General features: G+C 72.2%; 20 protein-coding genes. 12 read left to right on the top strand and 8 right to left on the bottom strand.

What is annotated here, in order from left to right; all coding sequences use genetic code 11:
* Window positions 1–304: 304 nt before the first annotated feature.
* Window positions 305–1663 (bottom strand): aspartate aminotransferase family protein, encoded by a 1359-nt coding sequence (locus tag ACGF5O_RS42825; RefSeq protein ID WP_393815352.1) that lies wholly within the window; start codon window positions 1661–1663, stop codon window positions 305–307.
* Window positions 1664–1872: 209 nt separating this feature from the next.
* On the opposite strand from ACGF5O_RS42825, the gene ACGF5O_RS42820 reads away from it, so the two are divergent.
* Both ACGF5O_RS42820 and ACGF5O_RS42815 read left to right on the top strand, forming a co-directional pair.
* Window positions 1873–3714 carry a protein kinase gene (locus tag ACGF5O_RS42820; RefSeq protein ID WP_393815351.1) on the top strand — a complete coding sequence of 614 codons (1842 nt, stop codon included), beginning with the start codon at window positions 1873–1875 and terminating at the stop codon, window positions 3712–3714.
* Window positions 3715–3848: 134 nt separating this feature from the next.
* Window positions 3849–5375, top strand: coding sequence for a substrate-binding domain-containing protein (locus tag ACGF5O_RS42815; RefSeq protein ID WP_393815350.1), 1527 nt, complete (start codon window positions 3849–3851; stop codon window positions 5373–5375).
* Between the two features lie 18 nt (window positions 5376–5393).
* Here ACGF5O_RS42815 and ACGF5O_RS42810 read toward each other — a convergent pair whose 3' ends face one another.
* Together ACGF5O_RS42810 and ACGF5O_RS42805 are read right to left on the bottom strand one after the other, a co-directional pair.
* Window positions 5394–6548 carry a Gfo/Idh/MocA family protein gene (locus tag ACGF5O_RS42810; protein ID WP_393815349.1) on the bottom strand — a complete coding sequence of 385 codons (1155 nt, stop codon included), beginning with the start codon at window positions 6546–6548 and terminating at the stop codon, window positions 5394–5396.
* Window positions 6549–6869: 321 nt separating this feature from the next.
* Window positions 6870–7625: an SLATT domain-containing protein gene (locus tag ACGF5O_RS42805; RefSeq protein ID WP_393815348.1), complete on the bottom strand. Its 756-nt coding sequence runs from the start codon at window positions 7623–7625 to the stop codon at window positions 6870–6872.
* A 306-nt stretch (window positions 7626–7931) separates the two neighbouring features.
* Between ACGF5O_RS42805 and ACGF5O_RS42800 the strand changes: the two genes are divergently transcribed.
* The 3 genes from ACGF5O_RS42800 to ACGF5O_RS42790 all read left to right on the top strand — a co-directional run bounded on the left by ACGF5O_RS42800 (window position 7932) and on the right by ACGF5O_RS42790 (window position 9627).
* Window positions 7932–8276 carry a YbaB/EbfC family nucleoid-associated protein gene (locus ACGF5O_RS42800; protein ID WP_393815347.1) on the top strand — a complete coding sequence of 115 codons (345 nt, stop codon included), beginning with the start codon at window positions 7932–7934 and terminating at the stop codon, window positions 8274–8276.
* Between the two features lie 93 nt (window positions 8277–8369).
* Entirely contained in the window at window positions 8370–8969 is a 600-nt protein-coding gene (gene recR, locus ACGF5O_RS42795) for a recombination mediator RecR (protein WP_393815346.1), read from the top strand.
* A complete protein-coding gene (locus tag ACGF5O_RS42790; RefSeq protein WP_393815345.1) occupies window positions 8962–9627 on the top strand; it encodes a DUF5063 domain-containing protein in 666 nt (221 codons plus the stop codon). The genes recR and ACGF5O_RS42790 overlap by 8 nt, the downstream gene beginning before the upstream one ends.
* A 46-nt stretch (window positions 9628–9673) precedes the next feature.
* On the opposite strand, the gene ACGF5O_RS42785 is transcribed toward ACGF5O_RS42790, so the two are convergent.
* Entirely contained in the window at window positions 9674–10393 is a 720-nt protein-coding gene (locus ACGF5O_RS42785; RefSeq protein WP_393815344.1) for a TSUP family transporter, read from the bottom strand.
* Window positions 10394–10541: 148 nt separating this feature from the next.
* Between ACGF5O_RS42785 and ACGF5O_RS42780 the strand changes: the two genes are divergently transcribed.
* Window positions 10542–10709 (top strand): hypothetical protein, encoded by a 168-nt coding sequence (locus ACGF5O_RS42780; RefSeq protein WP_393815343.1) that lies wholly within the window; start codon window positions 10542–10544, stop codon window positions 10707–10709.
* 77 nt (window positions 10710–10786) lie between these two features.
* The gene (locus tag ACGF5O_RS42775) at window positions 10787–11287 is read left to right on the top strand and encodes an SgcJ/EcaC family oxidoreductase (RefSeq protein WP_393815342.1); all 501 of its coding nucleotides are present in this window, start codon (window positions 10787–10789) and stop codon (window positions 11285–11287) included.
* Here the strand turns inward: ACGF5O_RS42775 and ACGF5O_RS42770 are convergent.
* Window positions 11253–12605: a sensor histidine kinase gene (locus tag ACGF5O_RS42770; RefSeq protein ID WP_393815341.1), complete on the bottom strand. Its 1353-nt coding sequence runs from the start codon at window positions 12603–12605 to the stop codon at window positions 11253–11255. The two genes, ACGF5O_RS42775 and ACGF5O_RS42770, sit on opposite strands and share 35 nt — an antisense overlap.
* A complete protein-coding gene (locus ACGF5O_RS42765; RefSeq protein ID WP_393815340.1) occupies window positions 12602–13345 on the bottom strand; it encodes a response regulator transcription factor in 744 nt (247 codons plus the stop codon). The genes ACGF5O_RS42770 and ACGF5O_RS42765 overlap by 4 nt, the downstream gene beginning before the upstream one ends.
* Window positions 13346–13544: 199 nt before the next feature.
* Between ACGF5O_RS42765 and ACGF5O_RS42760 the strand changes: the two genes are divergently transcribed.
* The 4 genes from ACGF5O_RS42760 (at window position 13545) to ACGF5O_RS42745 (ending at window position 18277) form a co-directional block, all read left to right on the top strand.
* Window positions 13545–14816: an aspartate kinase gene (locus ACGF5O_RS42760; RefSeq protein WP_393815339.1), complete on the top strand. Its 1272-nt coding sequence runs from the start codon at window positions 13545–13547 to the stop codon at window positions 14814–14816.
* On the top strand, window positions 14813–15892 hold the full coding sequence (locus ACGF5O_RS42755) for an aspartate-semialdehyde dehydrogenase (RefSeq protein ID WP_393815338.1): 1080 nt from the start codon (window positions 14813–14815) through the stop codon (window positions 15890–15892). The genes ACGF5O_RS42760 and ACGF5O_RS42755 overlap by 4 nt, the downstream gene beginning before the upstream one ends.
* Before the next feature lie 442 nt (window positions 15893–16334).
* Window positions 16335–17012, top strand: coding sequence for a SigE family RNA polymerase sigma factor (locus ACGF5O_RS42750; RefSeq protein ID WP_393815337.1), 678 nt, complete (start codon window positions 16335–16337; stop codon window positions 17010–17012).
* A gap of 119 nt (window positions 17013–17131) precedes the next feature.
* Window positions 17132–18277 carry a hypothetical protein gene (locus tag ACGF5O_RS42745; protein WP_393815336.1) on the top strand — a complete coding sequence of 382 codons (1146 nt, stop codon included), beginning with the start codon at window positions 17132–17134 and terminating at the stop codon, window positions 18275–18277.
* A 22-nt stretch (window positions 18278–18299) separates the two neighbouring features.
* Here ACGF5O_RS42745 and ACGF5O_RS42740 read toward each other — a convergent pair whose 3' ends face one another.
* A complete protein-coding gene (locus tag ACGF5O_RS42740; RefSeq protein WP_393815335.1) occupies window positions 18300–19097 on the bottom strand; it encodes an SURF1 family protein in 798 nt (265 codons plus the stop codon).
* 126 nt (window positions 19098–19223) lie between these two features.
* Here ACGF5O_RS42740 and ACGF5O_RS42735 point away from each other — a divergent pair, with 126 nt between their 5' ends.
* Window positions 19224–21032 carry a prolyl oligopeptidase family serine peptidase gene (locus ACGF5O_RS42735; RefSeq protein ID WP_393815334.1) on the top strand — a complete coding sequence of 603 codons (1809 nt, stop codon included), beginning with the start codon at window positions 19224–19226 and terminating at the stop codon, window positions 21030–21032.
* A gap of 376 nt (window positions 21033–21408) precedes the next feature.
* Here ACGF5O_RS42735 and ACGF5O_RS42730 read toward each other — a convergent pair whose 3' ends face one another.
* Complete coding sequence (locus ACGF5O_RS42730; protein ID WP_393815333.1) at window positions 21409–23328, bottom strand: NAD-binding protein; 1920 nt, start codon at window positions 23326–23328, stop codon at window positions 21409–21411.
* Window positions 23329–23349: the final 21 nt, after the last annotated feature.

Below are 23349 nucleotides of genomic sequence, written 5' to 3'. Positions count from 1 at the left end.
CGGCACCGATCCACGGCGCGGGGTGCCCCGCCAGGGGCGCGGGGCTGTGTCGGATTTGCGGCTGCCGCCGCGTGGGCGCGCTCAGCCCCCACGGCGCGGCACCGATCCACGGCGCGGGGTGCCCCGCCAGGGGCGCGGGGCTGTGTCGGATTTGCGGCTGCCGCCGCGTGGGCGCGCTCAGCCCCCACGGCGCCGCACTGACCCACGGCGCGGGGTGCCCCGCCAGGGGCGCGGGGCTGTGTCGGATGCGGCTGCCGCCGCGTGGGCGCGCTCGGCCCCCACCGGCCCGCACCCGAAGCGCGCCTCAAGCCACCGTGAACTCGTCGGCCACGCTCAGCGCAGCGTCCAGCGCCGCGAACCCTTCCTTCAGCTCGGCCTCGCTCACGTTGCACGGCGGCACGACATGCGTCCGGTTCATGTTCACGAACGGCCACAGCCCGTGCTCCTTCGCCGCCCCGCCGAAGGCGACCATCGCCGCGTTGGCCTCCCCGGCCGCGTTGTACGGCACCAGCGGCTCCCGGGTTTCCCGGTTCCTCACCAGGTCGAGCGCCCAGAACATGCCGACCCCGCGGACCTCGCCGACGCTCGGGTGCCGCTCGGCGAGCGCGGCGAGCGCGGGTCCGACCACGTCGGCCCCCAGCCGCTTCGCGTTCTCGACGACCCCTTCCTCCGCCATCACGTTGATGGTGGCGACGGCGGCGGCACAGGCCAGCGGGTGCCCGGAGTACGTCAGCCCGCCCGGGTAGGGCCGCTTCGCGAAGGTCTCGGCGATCTTCGCGCCGATGGCCACACCGCCGAGCGGCACATAACCGCTGTTCACGCCCTTGGCGAAGGTCATCAGATCGGGTACGACCCCGAACAGGTCGGCGGCGAACCACTCACCGGTCCGCCCGAACCCGGCCATCACCTCGTCCAGGACGAAGACGATCCCGTACTTGTCGCAGATCTCCCGGACCCCGGCGAGGTACCCGGCCGGCGGCACCATGATCCCGGCGGTGCCGGGGATGGTCTCCAGCACGATCGCCGCGACCGTCCCCGGCCCCTCGAAGGCGATGGTCGTCTCCAGGTGCTCCAGCGCCCGCGCGGTCTCCTGCTCCTCGGTCTCCGCGTAGAAACGGGAGCGGTAGAGGAAGGGCGCCCAGAAGTGCACGACCCCGGCGGCGGCCCCGTCGGAGGCCCAGCGGCGCGGGTCGCCGGTGAGGTTGATCGCCTGCTGGGTGCCGCCGTGGTACGAGCGGTAGGCGGACAGCACCTTCGGGCGGCCGGTGTGCAGCCGGGCCATCCGCACGGCGTGCTCGATCGCGTCCGCGCCCCCGTTGGTGAAGAAGATCTTGTCCAGGTCGCCGGGCGTCCGCTCGGCGATCAGCCGGGCCGCCTCCGACCGCGCCTCGACGGCGAAGGCGGGCGCGAAGGTCGTCATCCTCGCGGCCTGCTCCTGGATGGCGGCGACGACCTTCGGGTGCTGGTACCCGATGTTGGTGAAGACGAGCCCGCTGGTGAAGTCCAGGTAGCGGCGGCCGTCGTAGTCCCAGAAGTACGACCCCTCGGCGCCGGCCACGGCAAGCGGGTCGATGAGGTCCTGCGCGGACCAGGAGTGGAAGACATGCGCACGATCGGCCGCCTTCACGGCGGCGCCGGCCTGGGGATTGGGCTGAGGGGTCATGCGGGGGAGCGTAGGAGCGACCGGTGGGGGAGCGGTATCGGCGACCTGTTCCGTGGCCGGGGGGATTCCGCGACAGGTTGTCCACAGCCTGGGGACATGGCCCGCGTCCGGTGCCTGTTACGTAACCGTAGACATGGCGCCGCGCGATCCCCGGAAGGGCCGCATTATTCTCGGCTCGATCACAAGTGTGAGCGAGGGGCGGATCTGCCATGGAGAAGCTGGGGCCGGGGGATCCGCAGCACATCGGGAGCTATCGGCTGCTGGCGCGGCTGGGCGCGGGCGGGATGGGGCACGTGTACCTCGCCCGGTCGGCGCGCGGCCGTACCGTCGCCGTGAAGCTGGTGCGGGCGGAACTCGCCGAGCAGGAGGAGTTCCGGGCGCGTTTCCGGCAGGAGGTCCGCAACGCGCAGCGGGTCGGCGGGTTCTGGACCGCGCCGGTGCTCGACGCCGACACCGAGGCCGCCGTGCCCTGGGTGGCCACCGGCTACGTGGCCGGGCCGAGCCTCCAGCGGGTCGTCGAGCACGACCACGGGCCGCTGCCCGAGCGGTCGGTGCGCATCCTCGCCGCCGGGCTCGCGCACGCGCTGGGCAACATCCACGCGGCCGGGATCATCCACCGGGACCTCAAGCCGTCCAACGTGATGCTCACCATAGAGGGCCCCCGGGTCATCGACTTCGGCATCGCCCGGGCGCTGGAGACACTGCCCGGCGAACGGCTGACCCAGACCGGCTCCCTCCTCGGTTCGCCCGGGTTCATGGCCCCCGAGCAGGTCCGCGGCGACCGGATCACGCCGGCCTGCGACGTCTTCTGCCTCGGCTCGGTGCTCGCCTACGCGGCCACCGGCCGGCTTCCCTTCGGCTCCACGGAGGGCGGCGCGCACTCCCTGATGTTCCGGATCGCCCAGGAGGACCCGGACCTCTCCGGCCTCCCCGAGGACATCGCCGACGTGGTCCGTGACTGCCTGCGCAAGGACCCGGCGGCCCGTCCGTCCCTGGACGCGATCCTGACCCGGACGGGCGCGGGCGCCACGGTCTGGGAGGGCCGCTCCAGGGACCCGTGGCTCCCGGGGGCGCTGGTGGCGCAACTGGGCCGCCATGCCGTGGAGTTGCTGGAGGTGGAGGACCCGACGGTCCACGGGGCGTTGCAGGATGCGCCGACGGCGGGTTCCAGAGAGGGGGCGACCGGCCAATGGGCGGAAGGGGCAACCAACCAAGGGGCGCGGGGCGGTGTTGAATCTGCGGCTGCCGCCGCGGGGGCGCGACCAGCTCCCGCCTACCCGCAGCCGACACTCAACCCGCCGTCCCCGGAACACGCCCCCGCCCACCCGGCCTACGGCTACCCGAACCAGCCCCACCAGCACCCGCAGTCCTCGCCGAACCCGTACAACCCCTACGCCGCGACCGCCCCGGAACCCGCCCCCGACCACACCCAGATCTACCCGCCCGTCCCCCCGCCCCCGCTGTACGACCCCCTCCCCGCCGACGAGCCCCGCCGCACCACCCGCTCCACCGCCCTCCTCGTCACCATCGCCCTGATCGTGCTGCTCGCCGCGGGCGGCTCGGTCTACGGGCTCATGAACAGCGGCGGCGGTGACGGCGCGGACGACAAGGCGGCCGGCCGGGGCACCGCCACCCCGTCGGCCACCGCCCCGACCGCCTCCGGGGAGTCGACGCCCAGCGGGCCGCCCTCCTCCTCGGCCGCCCCGAAGGGCACCGTCCCGAGCGGCTTCCTCGGCACCTGGGCCACCTCGATAGACAACGACACCGGCCACAACACGCGCGAACTCACCATCCGCCAGGGCGCCGTGGGCGACACGGTCCTCACCCTGGTCGCGGACGGCCCCGGCTACCACTGCGAGTTCACGGCAAAGCTCGCCGAGAAGCCGGGCTCGGACGGCCCGTTGGAGATCGGTCCCTCCACGGTCACGGCGGGCAAGCCCCGTTCGTCGTGCACCGCGGGAGAGGCCACCGAGGTGACCCTGGTCTCGGCCGGCAAGCTGAAGCGCGTGACGAAGGACGGCGACGAGAGCCTGACCTACAGCAAGCAGTGAACTGCCGGTCTCCCCGCATCAGTTGAACGTTCGGCGAACAACAGTGCGGGTGACCGGTATGTCCCTTCACGGCCGCATCCGGCCCCTTACGGTGACCCCACCATTCGACTCCGGGGAGTGGCGGGGGCACCCACATGGAGTGGCTGAGCGCGGAGAACATCGTCGCCGTGGGCACCGCGGTGCTCGGCATCGTCGCGTCCGCGGGCATCTTCTGGTATGAGCGCCGCGTCCCGCGCCGTAAACGCATCGGCTACCGCGTCCAGATGGACAACCCGATCGGCGACGACGCCCGTTCGGGCCGCATCGGCAGACGGCTGGGCCTCTTCGACGAGGCCCCGGACATGGCCGACGCGACCCTGGTCCTGCTGCGCATCGAGAACGACGGCTCCCAGGGCATCGGGCGCGACGACTACACCAGCCCCGAACTGCACGGACTCACCGCGGTGTTCACCGACCGCATCATCCGCGGCGTCTCGGTCACCCAGCCCACCGACAGCGACCACCTCATGCCGCACTTCACCCCGGACCGCGGCTTCGGCTACTCGGGCAACACCCTGCGCATCCCACGGGTCCCGCTCAACCACGGCGAGCACTTCAAACTGCTCGTGCTGCTCTCCGGCGGTGACGTCGGCCGGGAGATCAGGATCGTCGGCGGGATCCACGACGGTGAGGTGCACCCCAACCGCAGCGCCACGCCCGACGACGCCACGCCCCTGTTCAGCCGCGCCTCCCGGCTGATCACCATCATGCTGACGCTCAGCGTCCTCACCCTCGCCACGATCGTGGTGGCCCGCGACGACTCCCCGCCGCCGATCGGCTGCGCGAAGGGCTCGCTGCGGGTCATCGGCTCGACCGCCTTCGCCCCCGTGATGCAGGACGCGGCGAAGAAGTACGAGAAGGACTGCGAGGGCGCCTCGATCACGGTGGACGCGCACGGCTCGACCGCCGGGATCCGGGAGCTGAACGGCGACGGCGCGGCCATGAAGAAGGGCTCACCGTCGGTGATCGCCCTCTCCGACGGGCCCAAGCCCACCGGCATGCCCGAACTGAAGGAGAACCGGGTCGCCCTGGTCGTCTTCGCCCTGGTCGTGAACGACGACGTGCCGCTGCGGAACCTCACCACGGCCGACGTACGGCGGCTGTACCGGGGCGAGATCACCAACTGGAAGCAGCTGGGCGGCCCCGACCTGCCGGTGGCGCTGGTCAGCCGGGACGCCAACTCCGGGACCCGGCAGGTCTTCCAGCGGCGGGTGCTGAAGCGCGGCGAGATCGCCAACTCCTCCGTGGACTGCGTGCACAAGGACGACCCGACGGCCAAGGTGATCCGCTGCGAACTGGACTCCACCGACCAGGTGCTGTCGGAGGTGGCCGAGCTGAAGGGCGCGGTCGGCTACGCCGAGCTCAACGTGGCGGAGGGCGCGAGGGGCCTGCACATCCTCTCCCTGGACGCCATCGCCCCGTCGGTGGACGCGATCGAGCGGGGCGTCAGCACGTACCCGTATCGCGAGATCGAGTACGCGTACACCTACCGCCGGCCGGCGGCCGACTCGCTGGCGTCGAGCTTCCTGTCGTACGTCGAGAAGGGCAACGGCCAGGACGTGATCCGCTCGCACGGGCATGTGGCCTGCTACGCGCCGGTGGGCATGAAACTCTGCGCGTGAGCGCTCCCCGGTCGGGGCTCAGCCGAGGGTGACCCACGTCCCCTGCGCGGCCGAGCGGCTCATCGCGTCGAGGGCGGTCGCGCTCCGCACGGCGTCATCGAGGGTCGGGCCGTGGGGGGTGCCCTCGGCGACGGACCGCAGGAAGTTGCGGGCCTCGATCACCTTGAGGTCGTCGTAGCCCATGGCGTTGGCGGCGCCGGGCTGGAAGGCGCCGTACTCGCCGTGGCCGGGGCCGACGAAGACCGTGGAGACGGGCTGGTCCTGGTAGGAGGTGCCGAGGCTGACGCCCAGCTCACCCATCCGCCGGTAGTCCCAGAAGACGGCGCCCCTGGTGCCGTGCACCTCGAAGCCGTAGTTGTTCTGCTCGCCGACCGAGACGCGGGAGGCCTCCAGGACACCGCGGGCGCCGGAGGCGAAGCGCAGCAGGCAGTTGACGTAGTCCTCGTTCTCGACCGGGCCGAGTTCGCCGCCGGTGGCGAGTGTGTGGCCGGCGGTGGCGCCGGCGGGCCGGGCGCGCTCCGGGATGAACACGGCGGTGTCCGCGGTCAGCGACTCGATGTCGCCGAGCAGGAAGCGGGCCAGGTCGACGCCGTGCGAGGCGAGGTCGCCGAGCACCCCGCCACCGCCGCGGGCGCGCTCGTACCGCCAGGTCAGGGCGCCGTCGGGATGCGCGGCGTAGTCGCTGAACAGCCGGACGCGGACATGCGTCACGGTGCCGAGCTCGCCGGAGGCGATCAGTTCGCGGGCGTGGGCGACGGCGGGGGCGTTGCGGTAGTTGAACCCGACGGTTCCCTGCACCCCGGCCTTCGCGACCGCCTCCGCGACCGCGCGGGCGTCCTCCGCGGTCAGCCCGACCGGCTTCTCGATCCACACGTGCTTGCCGGCCTCCGCCATGGCGACGCCGATCTCGCGGTGCAGGAAGTTCGGGGCGGTGATGCTGACGGCGTGCACCCGCGGGTCGGCGGCGACCTCGCGCCAGTCCCGGGTGGTGGACGCGAAGCCGAACTGCGCGGCGGCTTCCTCCGCCCGCCCGGGCACCTCCTCGGCAACGGCCACCAGTTCGGCGCGTACCGGCAGCTCCGGGTAGTGGTGGGGGACCCGCCGGTAGGCCTGCGAGTGCACCCGCCCCATCCAGCCGAATCCGACGACGGCGACGCCGAGCGTACGCACCATGGGGCTGCCCCTCCTTGGACCGTCCAGAGCCTGCGTGCCCACGATGCGGCGCCGCCTCAAAAGATGTCAAGACATTCGGGCGTCCGGACAATCCCGTGTGCGCCGCCATCGTGGTTGCCCGCGCAGTTCCCCGCGCCCCTAAAGGGGCACCTCCGCGGCACCGTCGGCTTCAGCGCCCCGCCAGGGGCGCGGGGAACTGCGCGCTCAGCCACAACGGCGCCGCACCGAACCACGGCGCGCAGCCCCCACCCCCCAGGGGCGCGGGGAACTGTGCGAGAACCCCCGCGGCGCCGCACCCGACCGACGACACGCACCCCCCTCTCACCGAGGTTCCGGCGGCCTTTGCCTGGGCATGTTCGGGCGAGCCCCGTTCGTGCCCGGCGGCAGCGGAAACCGTCCGTTCAGGTGTCCCGCGTCCGCCCGCGGCCCCGCCGCCACCGTCGCCTGCATGCCCAGCGGCGCCGACCCCGTCCGGAACTCCACCATCCAGTCGGCCGTCTCCGTACGGACCAGCTCCGTCACGTCCTCCGAAAACCTCCGCAGCACCCCCAGACACCGATCCGCCGCCTCGCTCGCCGTACCCTCCGCAGGACCCAGCACCTCCCGCACGCTCTCCGACGCCCAGTCGAACTGCAGCACCTGCAACCGCCGCTGCACCGCCTGCGCCGTCGCCATGTCCCTTATCCACCCGGAGGTCACCCCGAAGAACCGGTCGATGCCGACGCAGGACACCGCAAGCAGCAGCGCGAGATACCCCCAGGGCGCCACCCCGCCCACCACCCCGGTGAGGTCGAGGAGCGGCAGCGCGGCTCCCAGCATCGCTCCCACCGCCGCCCCGCACCGCAGCGCCCGCGCCCCGCGCCGCTTCCAGATCCGGTCCGCCAGATACCACCCGGCCGTCTGCAGCGCCCCGCGCTCCACCCACCGGTACAGCTCGTCGAGCCGCTCGGCCGGCTCGCCCCAGTCCCCGAGCGGGAACGCCCGCCCGGTCAGATCGCCCGGCCGCAGTCCGGCCGCACCCTCGTCGCCCCGCCCGTCCTGAGGCGGTCCCTCGGGCTGCATCTCCGGCTGTCCCACCCGGCACTCCCTAACTGATCCCGAACTGATCCCGAGACCGACTCCGGAACTGATCCCGGGCGGTCACTTTCCGTGACAACGGATCTGGCACTGGACCTGACAATGGATGCTGACGACGGGAACCCTTCCTACCGCCCAATGGGTGGCGAAGGCCTTGCTTTCGCCTCTTTTCCGCCCGGAAGTGGGCCTTGATCAGGTATAGGGCCCCGGGGAATCTCACTCGAAAGAGTGGCGGGGCGATGGCTGCGTCAACCACGTAGGCTCATCCACAACAGAGAAAATCCGGACCCGACCCAGGAGCTGATCGTGATCCCCGGTGGTGGCCAGCCCAACATGCAGCAACTGCTCCAGCAGGCCCAGAAGATGCAGCAGGACCTGGCACGGGCCCAGGAGGAACTGGCGGGCACGGAGGTCGACGGACAGGCCGGCGGCGGTCTGGTGAAGGCCACCGTGACCGGTTCCGGCGAGCTGCGCGCGCTGAAGATCGACCCGAAGGCGGTGGACCCTGAGGACACCGAGACCCTCGCCGACCTGATCATCGCGGCGGTCCAGGCGGCCAACGAGAACGCCCAGGCGCTCCAGCAGCAGAAGCTCGGCCCGCTGGCGCAGGGCCTGGGCGGCGGCAGCGGCATCCCGGGCCTGCCGTTCTGATGTTCGTCGCTCGCGCGACACCCGCACCGCCTTCCTAGGACAGGCGGCAGCCAACTACGGTACGTACCGAAAGACTCCAGGAAGGGCAGTCCGTTGTACGAAGGCGTGGTCCAGGACCTCATCGACGAGCTGGGGCGGTTGCCCGGCGTCGGTCCGAAGAGCGCGCAGCGGATCGCCTTCCACATCCTCCAGGCGGAGCCGACGGACGTACGGCGTCTCGCGCAGGCTCTCCTGGAAGTGAAGGCGAAGGTCCGCTTCTGCGCGACCTGCGGCAACGTGGCACAGGAGGAACTGTGCAACATCTGCCGCGACAGCCGCCGCGACCCGACGGTGATCTGCGTCGTGGAGGAGCCGAAGGACGTCGTCGCGATCGAGCGCACGCGCGAGTTCCGCGGCCGGTACCACGTCCTCGGCGGCGCGATCAGCCCGATCGAGGGCGTCGGCCCCGACGACCTGCGGATAAGGGAGCTGCTGGCCCGCCTGGCCGACGGCTCGGTCACCGAGCTGATCCTCGCCACGGACCCGAACCTGGAGGGCGAGGCGACCGCCACCTACCTCGCCCGCATGATCAAACCCATGGGCCTGAAGGTCACCCGCCTGGCCAGCGGCCTCCCGGTGGGTGGCGACCTGGAATACGCGGACGAGGTCACGCTCGGCCGCGCCTTCGAGGGGAGACGACTCCTAGATGTCTGACGCCACGCTGCACGCGACCGCGCAGAACCCCGACGACTTCGCGGTCCAGATCGCCGACCAGGTGGAGAGTTTCCTGGTGGCCGTCACGGAGGTGTCGAAGGGCGACGAGCCGGACTCGACGGTCCCCTTCCTCCTCCTGGAGGTCTCCCAGCTGCTGCTGGCCGGCGGCCGTCTCGGCGCGCACGAGGACATCGTCCCCGACGAGCGCTACGAGCCGGACCTGGGCCCGGAGCCGGACGTCGACCAGCTCCGCGAGAACTTCGCGCGCCTCCTCGACCCCATCGACGTCTACTCCGAGGTCTTCGATCCGTACGAGCCCCGCAAGGCGCCCGTCCCGGCCCGCATCTCGGACGACCTGGCCGACATCATCACCGACCTCCGCCACGGCATGGCCCACTACCGCGCGGGCCGCACCACGGAGGCCCTGTGGTGGTGGCAGTTCTCCTACTTCTCCAACTGGGGCCCGACGGCCTCCGCGGTCCTCCGCGCCCTCCAGTCCGTCCTGATCCACGTCCGCCTCAACCAGCCCCTGGAGGAGCTGGACGGCCTCGACACCGACCAGGCCACCATGGGCGACGAGACCCTGGAGTTCGAGGCGGGCCAGGTCATGCAGCAGGAGATCGGCGACTCACTGGGAGTGCGGTCCCCCGCCAAGTAGGCAGGTAGGACAGCCCCTGTCCTTCGTCGCGGCGTTCCCGTACGGGTCACAGCGTCCACACCCCCTTCGCCACCGCGGTGACCCCGCCCGTCAGGGCGAGGAGGAGGACCAGACGGCGGGCGTGGTGTTCGGGTATGCGGTCGGCCACCACGGTGCCTGTGAGCCCGCCCGTCAGCATCGCGGCGCCCACCGCCGTCCACTGCGCCGTGCTCAGCCCCGGCACGCCGTTCGCGGTCACCGAGAAGGCGTTGACGACGACGCCGTAGAACTGGGCGTTGGGGACGAACTCCCGTACCGTCCAGCCCGCGTTGAGGGCGTAGAGGGAGACCGGCGGGCCGCCCACGCCCGCCGCGGAGTTCATGAAGCCGCCCACCGCGCCGGCCGTCAGCGCGCCGCCCCGGCCGCCGAGGGCGGGGAGCCGGGCGCCCCGCATCACCAGGAGCACGGCCGCGGTCACCAGGGCACCCATCGTCAGGAGGAGCAGCGGCGGCGGGAGTCGGTGGGTCAGCCAGGTGCCCGCCGGGACCGTGCAGGCCGCCGCCGCGCACAGCGGGACCATCGCGGCCGGGCGGACCCGGCGCCAGCCGCCGGCCAGGCCCACCACACTGATCGCGCCCGCCGCGCAGTTGGCGAGCGCGACGCCCTCGGCCGGGCCGAGGAGGAGGATCAGGGCGGGGACCGCGACCAGGGCGAAGCCCATGCCGGTCAGCCATTGCACGCTCGCGCCCAGCAGCACGATGCCGGTGAGAAGGATCAGCGCCGTCATGGTGTACCTGCCTACACCCACGGTTCGGGAGTGCGCTTCCTCGTTGCGGTCACCGGGAGCCGGGATCGTTGATCTCGCCAGGTCAGCCAAGTCGGCAGCCAAGCCGACAGCCAAGCCGACAGCCAAGCCGAGAAACAAGGATCCCGCCGTGAAGCCGCTGCTCTCCTCCCGTCCCGTCCTGTGGTTCCTCTTCCTCTTCAACCTCGTCGTCGCCGCCGTCGCGCCGTTCGTCGTCGACGGCACGCAGGGCGTGCTGACGGCCGTCGGCATGGGGGTCGTCTCGCTCGGTGCCGGCGTCAGTCTGCTGCGCGGCTGACGGAATTGGCCCAGCCCTGCACCTGCGCTGTACGTCGGCTGCACGGGCGTTAACCAGCGGAAAGCGAGTCTTGGGTCATGACCAGAACGAACCGCATACGCGCCGCCGTCGTCACCGCCACCGCCGTCGTCACCGCCGCCACGGTGAGCGTGGGGGTGAGCCAGGCCGGTGGCTCGCGGACCGCGCACGAGCCCAGCAAGAAGCAGATCGCCGGCCTGTTCGACAGGTGGAACGCGGCACTTCGGACCGGAGACCCGGAGAAGGTCGCCGACCTGTACGCCAAGGACGCGGTGCTGCTGCCGACCGTCAGCAACAAGATCCGCACCAACCATGCCGAGATCGTCGACTACTTCGAGCACTTCCTGCAGAACAAGCCGGTGGGCGAGAAGAAGCGGACCATCGTCAACGTCCTCGACGCGAACTCCGCCATCGACACGGGCGTCTACGCGTTCACCCTCACCGACCCGAAGACCGGCGCCGAGCGGGTCGTCGAGGCCCGCTACACCTACGAGTACGAGAAGCGCGGCGGGAAGTGGCTGATCGTCAACCACCACTCCTCGGCGATGCCCGAAGGGTGACCGCCACCCACAGGCCGCCGCCGGGCGCGTCCCGCAGGGCCACCGTGCCGCCGTCGTCCGTCACCAACTGGCGTACGACGGCGAGCCCCAGGCCCGAGCCCGAGCGGCCGGTCAGGCCCTGGCCGCGCCAGAAGCGGTCGAAGGCGCGGGACTTCTCCGCGTCGGTCATCCCGGGGCCCTCGTCCAGGACGGAGAGCGTCACCTCGCCGGCGTCGGCCTCGATGCGCACGGTGATCGTGGCGCCGTCCGGGGAGACCTCCAGGGCGTTGGAGAGCACGTTGTCCAGTACCTGCTCCAGGTGACCGGGACTGGCCAGCACGAACGGCCGGCCGCCGGCACTCCCCCTGAGCGCGATGTGGACTCCGCGCTCGTCGGCGGCCGGTCTCCAGACGGCGAGGCGTTCCGACACGATGTCCGTCAGGGGCAGCGGCTCGGGCGCCGTCACCTTCGCCTCCGCCCGCGCCAGCACCAGCAGGCCGTTCACCAGGCGGCTCATCCGGACCACCTCCGCCGTCGCCTGTTCCACGTCCTCGCGGACGAACTCGTCGTCGACGCCGTCCGCGATGTTGTCGAGGGACAGCCGCAACGCCGTCAGCGGGGTGCGCAGTTGATGGGAGGCGTCGGCGACGAAGATGCGCTGCGAGGCGACCAGGGTGTCCAGGCGTTCCGCGCCCTGGTTGAGGGTGCGGGCCAGGGTCTGGGTCTCCGCCGGGCCGGTCACGGGGGAGCGGGCGGTGAGGTCGCCGTCGCTGAACCTGCTCGCCATGGAGTTGAGTTCGCGCAGCGGGCGGGTGATCCGGCGGGCGGCCACCGCGCCGATCGCCGCGGCCGCCGCCAGGACGAGCACGGCCAGGCCGGCCCGGAAGCCCCAGATCTGCCAGAACCGGGTGGTCATGTCCGACGTCGAGTAGACGATCCGTACGGCCGCGTCGCCCTCGGCGGGGACGGTCACGGTGAGGTGCTCGCCCCAGATGAAGTCCGAACCCCAGTCGGTGGTCGGGGTGTTGTCCGTCACGGCCCGGGTCAGCGCCGGGTCGGCGGCGGGGGCCGGGAGCGCCGGAGCGCAGGTGCGGGTGGGGGTCGCCTGGACCGTGCCGGGGGTCTCCAGGTCGTACGCCCTGGCCACCTCGGTCAGGGCCTCGCAGGAGACGCTGTCGCTGCCGCCCAGCAGCAGCGCCATCGTCTTGGCCTCGCGCAGGACGGAGAGTTCCGTGTCGTCGCGGAGCTGCTTGGTGAGGGTGAAGGCGACCGGGACCGTGAAGAGGAGGATGGCGACCGCCACGAGCAGGATGTAGCTGCGGATGAGCTGGCGGTTCACGAGCTGTCCACGCCACGGGTGCCGCCGGAGGTGCCGCCGTTGCTGTCGTTGCTGTCGTTGCCGTCGTCTCCGGCTATCTCCAGGCGGAAGCCGACGCCCCGGACGGCCTCGATGGTGATCGCGCCGGCGAGTTTGCGGCGCAGGGCCGCCACGTGCACGTCCAGGGTCTTGGTCGGGCCGAACCAGTTCGCGTCCCAGACGGCCTCCATGATCTGCTCGCGCGACATCAGCGCGCCCGGCTCCTCGGTGAGGAAGGCCAGCAGGTCGTACTCCTTGGGGGCCAGGGCGACCTCCGCGCCGTCCAGGCGGACGCGGGCGGCCTTGCGGTCGACGGTGAGCCGGGAGCCGTAGCGGTCGGGGCCGGCGTCCGGCGGCCGGGGCTGCGTCCGGCGCAGCACCGCCCTGATCCGGGCGATCACCTCGCGGACCCCGAACGGCTTGGAGACGTAGTCGTCCGCGCCCAGCTCCAGGCCGACCACCCGGTCCGTCTCGTCGCTGCGGGCGCTGATCACGATGATCGGCACGTCGCCGCCCGGGCCACGGCTGCGGAGCGCCTTGCAGACGTCCAGGCCGTCGGTGTCGGGCAGGCCGAGGTCGAGGAGCACGACGTCACAGGGGCCGGTGTGGGCGAGCGCGGCGGCGCCCGTGGTGACCCACTCGACCTCGAAGCCGTACCGCTTCAGGCCGCGCCGGAGGGACTCCGCGACCGGTTCGTCGTCTTCCACCAGGAGTACGCGCACGCCCCGTACCTTAATTCTTGAAAATTCATGCACGGAGTGGAATGTGAGGCAGGGCACTTTCCGCGTGGTCTGCTGATCGCTGGGCAGGTTCCGGTCGCGAGCGCCGAGGTCCCGCCGGTCTCACCATGCGGGAGCAGGCTGGTGGAATTCGGACGCTCGTTAAACTGAGCCGACACAACAAACCGAGCGAGGAGCGCACGTGGGCCTTGTCGTGCAGAAGTACGGAGGCTCCTCCGTTGCCGATGCCGAGGGCATCAAGCGCGTCGCCAAGCGAATCGTGGAAGCGAAGAAGAACGGCAACCAGGTGGTTGTCGTCGTTTCCGCGATGGGCGACACGACGGACGAGCTGATCGATCTCGCCGAGCAGGTATCCCCGATGCCTGCCGGGCGTGAGTTCGACATGCTGCTGACCGCCGGAGAGCGTATCTCCATGGCCCTGCTGGCCATGGCGATCAAAAACCTGGGCCACGAGGCCCAGTCGTTCACCGGCAGCCAGGCAGGCGTCATCACCGACTCGGTCCACAACAAAGCCCGGATCATCGACGTCACGCCGGGGCGGATCCGGACGGCGCTCGACGAGGGCAACATCGCGATCGTGGCCGGGTTCCAGGGCGTCAGCGCGGACAAGAAGGACATCACCACGCTGGGGCGCGGCGGGTCCGACACGACCGCCGTGGCGCTCGCCGCCGCCCTCGACGCCGAGGTCTGCGAGATCTACACCGACGTCGACGGTGTGTTCACCGCCGACCCGCGCGTGGTGACGAAGGCGCGGAAGATCGACTGGATCTCCTTCGAGGACATGCTGGAGCTCGCCGCCTCCGGTTCCAAGGTGCTGCTCCACCGCTGTGTGGAGTACGCGCGCCGCTACAACATCCCGATCCACGTCCGGTCCAGCTTCAGCGGACTTCAGGGCACGTGGGTCAGCAGCAAGCCGATTGGGGACAAGAAGGTGGAACAGGCCATCATCTCCGGTGTCGCGCACGACACCTCCGAGGCCAAGGTCACGGTCGTCGGTGTACCGGACAAGCCGGGCGAGGCCGCCGCCATCTTCCGGACCATCGCCGATGCCGAGATCAACATCGACATGGTCGTGCAGAACGTGTCCGCCGCGGCCACCGGCCTGACGGACATCTCCTTCACGCTCCCGAAGACCGAGGGCCGCAAGGCCATCGACGCGCTGGAGCGCAACCGGCCCGGCATCGGCTTCGACTCGCTGCGCTACGACGACCAGATCGGCAAGATCTCGCTGGTCGGCGCCGGGATGAAGACCAACCCGGGGGTCACCGCGTCGTTCTTCGAGGCGCTCAGCGACGCCGGGGTCAACATCGAGCTGATCTCGACCTCCGAGATCCGTATCTCCGTCGTCACCCGGGCCGACGACGTGCCGGAGGCCGTGCGCGCCGTGCACACCGCCTTCGGCCTCGACTCCGACACCGACGAGGCCGTGGTCTACGGAGGCACCGGCCGATGACCGGCAAGCCGGCGCTCGCGGTCGTGGGTGCGACCGGGGCCGTCGGCACGGTCATGCTCCAGATCCTGTCCCAGCGGGCGGACGTCTGGGGCGAGATCCGCCTGATCGCCACCCCGCGCTCGGCCGGCCGCAAACTGACCGTGCGCGGGGCGGAGGTCGAGGTCGTCGCGCTGTCGGAGGAGGCCTTCGACGGCATCGACGTCGCGATGTTCGACGTGCCCGACGAGGTGTCCGCGCGCTGGGCGCCGGTCGCCGCCGCGCGCGGTGTGGTCGTGGTGGACAACTCCGGGGCCTTCCGGATGGACCCCGAGGTGCCGCTGGTCGTCCCCGAGGTCAACCCGCACTGCGCCCGCAGCCGGCCGCGCGGGATCATCGCCAACCCCAACTGCACCACCCTGTCGATGATCGTCGCCCTGGGCGCGCTGCACGCCGAGTTCGGGCTGCGCGAGCTGGTGGTGTCGTCGTACCAGGCGGTGAGCGGGGCCGGCCGGGCCGGCGTGGAGACGCTGCGGGCCCAGCTGTCGATGGTCGCCGGTACGGAGCTGGGCACCAAGCCCGGTGACGTGCGGCGGGCGGTCGGGGACCTGACCGGGCCGTTCCCGGAGCCGGTCGCGCTCAACGTCGTGCCGTGGGCCGGGTCGCTGCGGGAGGACGGCTGGTCGTCGGAGGAGATGAAGGTGCGGGACGAGTCCCGCAAGATCCTCGGGCTGCCGAAGCTGCCGGTCGCGGTGACGTGTGTCCGCGTGCCGGTGGTCACCACGCACTCCCTCACGGTCCACGCCAGGTTCCAGGGCGCGGTCACCGTCGACGGGGCCCGGGAGATCCTCGACACGGCGCCTGGCGTCGTCCTCTTCGACAACCCGGCCGCCGGGGAGTTCCCGACGCCCGCCGACGTGGTGGGCACCGACCCGACCTGGGTCGGGCGGGTGCGGCGGGCGCTCGACGACCCGACCGCGCTGGAGCTCTTCGTGTGCGGGGACAACCTTCGCAAAGGGGCCGCTCTGAACACCGCGCAGATCGCCGAGCTGGTGGCCGCGGAACTGACCGGCCGTTCAGGTACGGCGGACACCGTGTGAACACCCGGTGACCACGGCAAACGTCCTGTGACGGACCCTGGGTGGGAGCGGGCCCACGAGTAGGATCCATGTAAGAAATGTGTCCCGGAGCATGGTCCAAACCTCTTGAACCGGGACCCGTCCGCGTTCGAAGATTTTCCTCCCCGTCCTCCGCAACCATGCGGGCGGCGGGGAGCGTCTTTGCGGTCGCCCACTTACCGGGCGCTTACGCGACCGGGCCTTGGGGGCGCGGAGACGCATGATCCTGGCGTGGGGACGCTGTGATCGGGGCGTGGGGACGCCCGTTCATAATGGGATATAAGGGAAGAGCGGGACGCATGGCGGCAATTGACGCACCGTCGGGTGTGCTGCCGGACGCGCACAGAACGGCGCCTACCGCGCCCGATGCAAAAGTGATGCCCGGCACGTACAACCCCACGGGGGGTAGCCGTGTCCAACTGACGTGGCAGAGGTACTCGAACTCAGTGCGCCCCGCGGCGCGACGGCCCTACGGCCGCCCCGCGCCGGCCTGCGCCCCCGCATGCCCGGCGCGCCCGGCGGCATGCCGGTGATCGCGCCCATGCCCGCAGCGCGGCCCACCCGCATACCCAGCCAGCGCGACGGCGCCGAGGAGTCGGCGGAGGCGGCCGGCACCACCGTCGACCACCTCACCGAGACCTACCGGGCGCACTACCGTTCGCTCCTCGGCCTCGCGGCGCTCCTCCTCGACGACACCGCCTCCTGCGAGGACGTCGTCCAGGAGGCGTTCATCCGCGTCCACTCCGCCCGCAAACGCGTCCGCGACCCGGAGAAGACCCTGGCCTACCTGCGCCAGACGGTCGTCAACCTCTCCCGTTCCGCGCTGCGCCGCCGCATCCTCGGCCTCAAGCTCCTCTCCAAGCCGATGCCGGACGCGGCCAGCGCCGAGGAAGGCGCCTACGACCAGCTGGAGCGGCGCGACCTGATCAAGGCGATGAAGGGCCTGCAGCGCCGCCAGCGCGAGGTCCTGGTCCTGCGCTACTTCGCCGACATGACCGAGGCCCAGGTCGCCGAGACCCTCGGCATCTCGCTGGGCTCGGTGAAGGCGTACGGGTCGCGCGGCATCGCCGCGCTCCGGGTGGCGATGGAGTCGGCGGCATGACGGACAGCCCCGAGGGAGGCGACTCACATGATCGCCACGAGCCCTACGCCTGGCACGAGCCGATGCCGGAACAGCAGCACGAGCAAGAGCACACGCAATCGCACGCTGGGAACGGAACTGTGAACCACGGCCCCGACGAAAAGGGCCCCGAGGGCCTGGAACAGGGCCCTGAAGGGCTCCGGAGCGGGCTCGGCCCCGGCTCCGGGGCCGGTGCCGACGGCCCCGGCCCCGAAGCCCTGGACGGGCTGGAGACGGACGAGCTGGCGCTGCGCCGGCTGCTGCACTCCGCCGTCGACGACCTCGCGCCGCGCGACGGCAGCCTCGACCACCTGCGCCGCGCGGTGCCCGCCCGCCGGGCCCGCAAGCGGCAGGCCGCCGTCGGCATGGCGGCCGCGGCCCTGTTCATCGGCACCGCGATCCCCGCCCTCATCCACGTCTCCAACGCCGGCGGCACCGACCCCAACACCTCCATGGCCGGCCAGGCCTCCCAGGCGCAGGGCGGCGCGACCGGCGGCAAGAACCCCGACGGCGGTGCCAACACCGCGGGCGGCAGCGGCGGCCAGGCCGCCGACCAGAGCCCCGGCGGTACCAAGGACGGCGACAAGAACGAGAGCACCGGAGCCGTCTCCGGCACCAAGGTCGTCCCCACCGCGAGCGCCGCCAGCAGCGCCCCCGTCTGCACCTCGGCCCAGCTCGGCACCCCGACCTCCAGCGTCGACGCCCCCGACTCGGCGGGCGTCGTCTACGGCACCTTCCGCGTCGTCAACGTCTCGACGACGAGCTGTACCGTCGGCGGCCCCGGCAGCGTGGGCGTCCTCGCGCAGGGCGCGGCCGACAGCACGAAGGTCCTCACCGCCCGGCACATCTCGGGCGACGCGGCGGCCGGGCTGCCCGACCCGACCACCGAGCTCACCGGCCTGGTCCTGGCGCCCGGCGCGGCCTACGCGGAGAAGTTCGGCTTCGTCCCCTCGGCGACCTGCCCGACCAGCGGCACCAGCACCGGCGGCTCCACCGACACGGGCGGCACCACCGGCGGCACGGCCTCGCCGAGCCCCTCCGAGGGCGCGAGCAGCAGCGCCGGTACGACCACCTCCGGGACGTCGGACGGCACCACCACCCAGCTGCTCACCGAGGACGGCGGCACGGCCGACGGGAGCGTCGCGGTCTCGTACACCCCGCAGGCCGGATCACCGACCGGCTCGGCCACGGTGACGAACGCCTGCGCCGGGACGGTCTACTGGACCGGGGTCCTGGCCGCCCAGTGACCGGCGGTACCGGCAGCGGCCGTCAGACGGCGGTCGGCTGCTGCCGGGCTTCCTCTTCCGGGTCCGGGACCAGGCCGAGCGCCGCGTCCCGGGCGAACTCCGCCTCGCGGCGCAGCAGCCGGAACCACATGAACACCACGAACCCCGCGAACACGAACCACTCACCGGTGTAGCCGAGGTTCTGGAACGCCTTCAGGTCGAGCCCCGAGTTGTCCGGCGCGGTCGCCGGCACGGCCGTCATCCCCGAGTCGGCCTTCTCCAGGGTGATCCACGCGTCGTACACCGGGTACGGCACCAGGTTCACCAGCGAGGCCGCGCTGATCGCCGCCGTCTGCCCCGACGGCAGGCCGCCCTGGTTGCTGACGCCGTTGTCCCCCGGCGTCTCGGAGGCCTGCAGCGCGCCGGTGACGGTGACCTCGCCCGCGGGCGGCGCCGGCACCCGGGCGGCATCCGCCCTGCCGGGCAGCCAGCCGCGTACGACGGGCAGGGCCTTTCCGGAGTCGGTGCGCAGCAGGGTCAGGACGTAGAAGCCGTTCTTCCCGTCGACCTGGCGGTCGGGCACGAGCAGCTGCCTGGCGTACCGGCCGGTGACGGTGGCCCGCTTGCCGGACGTCGACTGGTCGACGGGCAGCAGGTCGGCCAGCGGCCGGGCGGCTTCCGTCTTCGCCGTCTCCACCTGTCTGTCGGCACTGCGATGCGCCTCGACCCGCGCCTCGAAGCGGCTCAGCTGCCAGGACCCCATGAAGATGCAGAACGGGATGGCGAGCAGCACGAAGACGTTGATGCCCCACCAGCGGGGTGTCAGCAGGAAGCGGTACACGCCGTCCACGGTACGGGGCGCTTCGTGCGTGTCCGACTCCGGGCCTCGCAAAGTTATCCACAGGCTGCGGACACGCACCAGCGCGTTGTGGGCGGGTGCAGGCACTATGGGGCCATGACTGCGGCCATGAGTGAGAGCGACATGCCGGACTGGGAGAAGCGCTTCCGCGCCCCTCGGGTCTCCCTGCCGGACTGGGCGGAGGACGCCCCCGACCGTTCCCTGTTCGTGTCGAACGCGACGGGGACGTACGAGCTGTACGCCTGGGACCGCGTCGGCGGAGAGCAGCGCCAGGCGACGAACCGGCCGAACGGCACGACGGACGGGCTGCTCTCCCCGGACGGCGCGTGGATCTGGTGGTTCGACGACAAGGACGGCGACGAGTTCGGCGTCTGGCGCCGCCAGCCCTTCGGCGGCGGCGCGGACGAGGAGGCGGCGCCGGGTCTGGAGCCGTCCTACCCCTCGGGTCTCGCGCTGGGCCGGGACGGCCGTACGGCGGTCGTGGGCCGCTCGACGGACGACGAGGGTACGACGATCTACCTGGTCAGAGTGGGGGAGGAGCCGCTGGAGATCTACCGGCACGCCGAGTCGGCGGGGGTCGGCGACCTCTCCCACGACGGCTCGCTGATCGCGATCGAGCACACCGAGCACGGCGACGCGATGCACTCGGCACTGCGCGTGGTCCGCCCGGACGGTTCGACGGTCGCCGAGCTCGACGACACCGACGGCGGCACCGAGGAACTGGGCCTGGAGGTGCTGGGCTTCGCCCCCGTCGAGGGCGACCCGCGGCTGCTCATCGGCCACCAGCGGAGGGGCCGCTGGGAGCCCCTGGTCTGGGACGTCGTCTCCGGCACCCAGACGGATTTGACCCTCGACCTGCCGGGCGACGTGAGCGCGGAGTGGTACCCGGACGGCGGCGCGCTGCTCATCGCGCACAGCCACAAGGCCCGCAGCGACCTGTTCCGCTACGAGCTGGCCACGGGCGAGCTGGTGCGCATCCCGACCCCGCAGGGCTCCGTCTCCGGGGCCACGGCCCGCCCCGACGGCACCGTCGAGTACCTCTGGTCGTCGGCCGCCGAGCCGCCGGTGGTCCGCTCGACGACGGGCGAGGTCGTCCTCGACCCGCCCGGCATGAAGTGCCCGCCGTCGGTCCCGGTCTCGGACGCGTGGGTGGAGGGCCCCGGCGGCCCCATCCACGCCCTGATCCAGAAGCCGGCCGGGGCCACCGGCCCCCTGCCCACCGTCTTCGACCTGCACGGCGGCCCGACCTGGCACGACAGCGACGGCTTCGCGGCGGGCCCGGCGGCCTGGGTCGACCACGGCTACGCGGTGGTCCGCATCAACTACCGGGGCTCCACGGGCTACGGCCGGGCCTGGACGGACGCGCTCAAGCACCGCGTCGGTCTGATCGAGCTGGAGGACGTGGCGGCGGTCCGGGACTGGGCGGTCGAGTCCGGCCTCGCCGACCCGGACCGCCTGATCCTGACCGGCGGCTCCTGGGGCGGCTACCTCACGCTCCTGGGCCTCGGCACCCAGCCGGCCTCCTGGGCGGTGGGCATCGCGGTCGTCCCGGTCGCCGACTACGTCACGGCGTACCACGACGAGATGGAGTCCCTGAAGGCGATGGACCGCACGCTGCTGGGCGGCACGCCGGAAGAGGTCCCCGAGCGCTTCGCCGCCTCCTCCCCCCTCACCTACGTCGACGACGTCAAGGCCCCGGTCTACATCTCGGCCGGCCTCAACGACCCCCGCTGCCCCATCCGCCAGATCGACAACTACGTCAACCGCCTGGCGGCCCGCTCGGCCCCCCACGAGGTCTACCGCTACGACGCCGGCCACGGCTCCCTGGTGGTCGACGAGCGCATCAAGCAACTCCGCCTGGAAATGGAGTTCGCCGAACGCCACCTCACGCCTACGGCGACAGCCCCGACAGACTGACCCCACTTTCCCACCCACCCACCCGACTCGCCCCGTCAAGAGGCGAGCCCACCACCCCCGCGCCCCGTCAGGGGCGCGGGGAACTGCGCGAGCAACCACGACGGTGCGTTCGCGGACCACGGCGGGTGCGCCCCGAGAGGGGCGCGGGGAACTGCGCGAGCAACCACGACGGTGCGTTCGCGGATCACGGCGGGGTGTGCCCCGTAAGGGGCGCGGGGAACTGCGCGAGCAACCACGACGGTGTGTCACTCCGCGACCGGCCGTCAGGCCGATGGCGGGTGGCGGCCGGTCGGCACCGCCGAGTCGCACCGTCGTGGCTGGGCGTCGTCGCGGCGGGGAAGGGGCGCGGGCGGGCCCCCGCCCTCAACCGGGCGAGTCAGGTGGGTGAGGGGCGGCGGCCGGAGAGCTCCGCCAGGCCTCTGCGGGTGGCGACCACCACCACCCGGTCCCCGCCCCGCAACACGTACTCCCCCGCGGCAACCCCCTGCCGGCCCTCGAGCGCCAGCACCCGCCACGCCCCCGCCCGAAACGCCCCCTCCACCGTCCGCCCCTCCAACTGCGGATGTCCGCCCACCTCGACCACCGCCACCAGCAACACCTTCCGCTCCACCGGGATCGCCCCGAGGATCTGCCGCCCCAGCATCGCCCCCGCGAAGGACGGCGCCGCCAGGTAGGAGACACTCCGGCTCCTGGTGATCGCGCGCGGATGCGCCGCCCGCAGGGTCCGGTACACGGCGGTCGCGAAGTCGTCGTCGTACAGCCGCAGCACCGCCGTCAGGTCGGGCCGCACGGACCGCGCGTACAGCACGGCCTCCAGATTCGTCGTGTCCGCGCTGGTCACCGCGAGCAGCGCCTGCGCCCGATGGATCTTGGCGGCCTCCAGGACCCCCTCCTGGGTCACGTCCCCGAGCACCACCGGCACCCGCAGCCGCCGCGCCACCGCAAGACCGCGCGCCTCGGGATCGGCCTCCACGCACACCACGGGCACGTGCAGCTCCCGCAACCGCGTCAGCACCCGCGTACCGATCTTCCCCAGCCCGAGGAGCACCACATGACCCCCCAGACCCCGAGGCGGCTTGCGCAGCGCGGAAGCGGTCCGGAAGGTGCCGAGCGCCTCCAGCACCGCCGCCAGGAGCACCGGCAGCAGCAGCAACCCGACAAGACCCGAAAGGAGTTGCAGGAGCTGCCGGCCGAGCGGCGCGCCGATCGCGGGATTGTCGATGGCGAACAGGTCGAGGAGCGTGTAGTAGAAGGCCCGTACCGGATGCATGTGCGTCACCACCGACAACGCGACCGCGAGCGCGACCACGCACCCCACGATCCCGGCCAGCGACCACCGGAGCCGCCGCGAGAACAGCGAGGCGAGCGGCGGTACGACCCCGACCCCGCGCCCGGCCGGCTCCGCGGCCCCCGCCGACGACGACACGTGCTCCAGCACCATCACGCCCCGCTCACCCGCGGACGCGCGTACCTGCTCCCCGTCCGGCAGCAGCAGCGGCCCCCGCTCCCGGCCGCCCTCGGCCGGCTCGGGCCCGGTGCCGTTCGGGGAGAGCAGCGCCAGCGGGAACAGTCCCCGCTCGGCGGCGTCCTGCCCCGCGTCGGCACCCGGCGGCAGATCCACCGCCCGCAGCACCAGGCCGTCCGTATGGATGACCTTGCCGCGCCCGGCGAGCGCGGTGGCGGCGAGCGCGGGCGCCGCGGTGTCGGCGTCGGACAGCACGATCGTGGAGGCGTCCCCCACCGCACCCCCGCCGCCGCTGCCGTCACCGCCGTCGCCGCCGTTCGCATCTCCGACCGCCAACGCGGCGGCCTGGTCGAGAAGTTCCTCGATGTGCTGCCCCAACCGCCGGTTGTACAGCCGCAGTACGAGCCGCAGCCGCGGATTCAGCCGGCGGGCGGTGAGGGCGGCCCGGATGTTGGTCTCGTCGTCGTCGTACACGAGCGCGAGCGCCGCGGCCCGTTCCACCCCCGCCTCGGCGAGCACCGCCTCACTGGCCTCGTCGGCCTCCAGCACCCGTTCCCCGCGCGGCCCTTCACCGACCCCGGAGACCGAACCGGCACCGCCGCCGAAAGCACCGCCGCCACCGGCCCCGCCCCCGTTCCCGCCCGTCCGCCCCACGGTCGCACTGACCACCCGGTCGAACAGCGCGGCCGAGGCGGCCCGGGCGCGGCCGACGACCGGCGGCCGGGCGACGCGCACGTTCGGCGGTACGACAAGGGTGACCTGTTCTCCGTACACGGTGCGCAACTCGGCGGCCAGCCGGTGCGCGAGCCCGTCGTCCCCGCACACCACCATGGGCGCCCGAGTCCCACCACC

The organism is Streptomyces sp. NPDC048291, assembly GCF_043201715.1.
In the GTDB taxonomy this organism is placed as follows: Bacteria; Actinomycetota; Actinomycetes; order Streptomycetales; family Streptomycetaceae; genus Streptomyces.
Note: the sequence above shows the minus strand (reverse complement) of the source record. Positions and strands in the feature narration are given on the sequence as shown.

What these genes read in the sequence shown, in the direction of transcription:
- ACGF5O_RS42730 (WP_393815333.1), bottom strand. Translation starts at nt 23,328, where the DNA reads ATGGTGGTGTGCGGGGACGACGGGCTCGCGCACCGGCTGGCCGCCGAG.
- ACGF5O_RS42810 (WP_393815349.1), bottom strand. Translation starts at nt 6,548, where the DNA reads ATGGTGCGTACGCTCGGCGTCGCCGTCGTCGGATTCGGCTGGATGGGG.
- ACGF5O_RS42755 (WP_393815338.1), top strand. Translation starts at nt 14,813, where the DNA reads ATGACCGGCAAGCCGGCGCTCGCGGTCGTGGGTGCGACCGGGGCCGTC.
- ACGF5O_RS42825 (WP_393815352.1), bottom strand. Translation starts at nt 1,663, where the DNA reads ATGACCCCTCAGCCCAATCCCCAGGCCGGCGCCGCCGTGAAGGCGGCC.
- ACGF5O_RS42815 (WP_393815350.1), top strand. Translation starts at nt 3,849, where the DNA reads ATGGAGTGGCTGAGCGCGGAGAACATCGTCGCCGTGGGCACCGCGGTG.
- ACGF5O_RS42790 (WP_393815345.1), top strand. Translation starts at nt 8,962, where the DNA reads ATGTCTGACGCCACGCTGCACGCGACCGCGCAGAACCCCGACGACTTC.
- ACGF5O_RS42775 (WP_393815342.1), top strand. Translation starts at nt 10,787, where the DNA reads ATGACCAGAACGAACCGCATACGCGCCGCCGTCGTCACCGCCACCGCC.
- ACGF5O_RS42820 (WP_393815351.1), top strand. Translation starts at nt 1,873, where the DNA reads ATGGAGAAGCTGGGGCCGGGGGATCCGCAGCACATCGGGAGCTATCGG.
- ACGF5O_RS42785 (WP_393815344.1), bottom strand. Translation starts at nt 10,393, where the DNA reads ATGACGGCGCTGATCCTTCTCACCGGCATCGTGCTGCTGGGCGCGAGC.
- ACGF5O_RS42735 (WP_393815334.1), top strand. Translation starts at nt 19,224, where the DNA reads ATGAGTGAGAGCGACATGCCGGACTGGGAGAAGCGCTTCCGCGCCCCT.